Consider the following 1,402-nt stretch of genomic DNA (forward strand, 5'->3'; position numbering starts at 1 on the left):
ATGAGACCCAAACAAACAATAATACTAAGATGAAACAAGCCGATGCGTCAGCAAACCATAGCGTTTTCGTTTTTGTCCTGACATTTGATCAATATCGACCACGACAAAGCCGTCAACGCAATCACTAAAGTCCGAGTCGATATTGAAGCCTAAAAAGCGCGTCCCGCCTGGTTCTGACAATTCTGCATACTGTTTGTATAAAACAGGAACAGCGAAGCCAAGATACCTTAGCTGTTTCTTGAGCTTAATGAAGCCTTCCTTTAGATCTAAACCTTCAAAAAATTGATCTAGGTGCTTTTTTGAAGCCTCACTTAGCTGGTATGGGTGATGACAGACTAGATACTTTGTCTCAGTTCCATAGTAGTGCTGATAGAAATAGATAAGTAAGTCTTTAGCTGGTGCAGATAAGGTATTGCTAATACTTACTGCGCCGAACAAGTAACGGTATTGAGGGTGTAGCCTAAGAAAGGCTGCGATGCCATACCACAAATATTCCAGGCTTTTGGAACCCCAGTATTGTGGCTGAACAAAACTTCGGCCCAGCTCCAACCCATGCTCTAGAATGCTACGCGATGCTGGTAAGTAGTCGAATAAGCTCGCAGTATAAAGAGGAGAATTAACAATCAGCCGATCAGAATCTTCCTGTACATCGAGCTGATCAGTACCTCTTAGGCGATACGCGCCGACCACCTCACCTTGCTCTTCATCCCAAAGGACGATGTGCATATAGTGGGCATCGTACTCATCGAGATCACGTTCACGCCCTGTTCCTTCGCCCACCAAGCGGAAGGACTCTTCTCGCAAACGGCCAATTTCATTCATTAGCACCGAAGATTGGCGGTGATGATAAAGCAATATTTTCTTGGCATCCTGGGTTTCACCCAGAAGCTCGCAGTTGGCAATATCGGCTCTCAAACGGTCACGGCACTCTTTTGGCGCTATCTCAGCAACAACACCTTCAGTGCTTTTCGAGTTATCGTGCCCTGACATACATACAAACCTTGTTTTAGCTATTATTGCTTCTTATGAAGACTCTATGTATTTAAGCAATACGTCGGTAGAGCAAATCCCAAACACCATGCCCTAAACGCTGACCGCGCTTTTCAAACTTAGTTAAGGGGCGGTTTTCAGGGCGTTCAGAGTATTGCCCGGCTCCGGCCACGTTTTCATAGCCTGGCGCGGCTTCCATCACTTCCATCATATGTTCTGCGTAAGGCTCCCAGTCTGTTGCCATATGGAAGACACCTCCGATTTCAAGCTTTGACCTGATTCGCTCAGCAAACTCGCTCTGTACAAGGCGACGTTTATTATGGCGTGCTTTATGCCATGGGTCGGGAAAGAAAAGCTGTAGGCGACTAACGGAATCATCAGCAATATTCCGTGCCAGCACTTCGTTGGCGTC

At 46.2% G+C, this 1,402-nt stretch carries 2 protein-coding genes; both read right to left on the reverse strand.

Annotated elements, in window-relative coordinates:
- Window positions 1-24: 24 nt before the first annotated feature.
- Complete coding sequence (locus A3761_RS23500) at window positions 25-990, reverse strand: GNAT family N-acetyltransferase (protein ID WP_068554061.1); 966 nt, start codon at window positions 988-990, stop codon at window positions 25-27.
- Between the two features lie 52 nt (window positions 991-1,042).
- Window positions 1,043-1,402 (reverse strand): tRNA (guanosine(46)-N7)-methyltransferase TrmB (gene trmB, locus A3761_RS23505; protein ID WP_068751018.1); only part of this gene is annotated, 360 nt, incomplete at its 5' end.

It is taken from the genome of Oleiphilus sp. HI0123 (assembly GCF_001635315.1).

Excerpts from the sequence above, each read along its gene's own strand:
- A3761_RS23500 (WP_068554061.1), bottom strand. The coding sequence starts at position 990 with ATGTCAGGGCACGATAACTCGAAAAGCACTGAAGGTGTTGTTGCTGAG.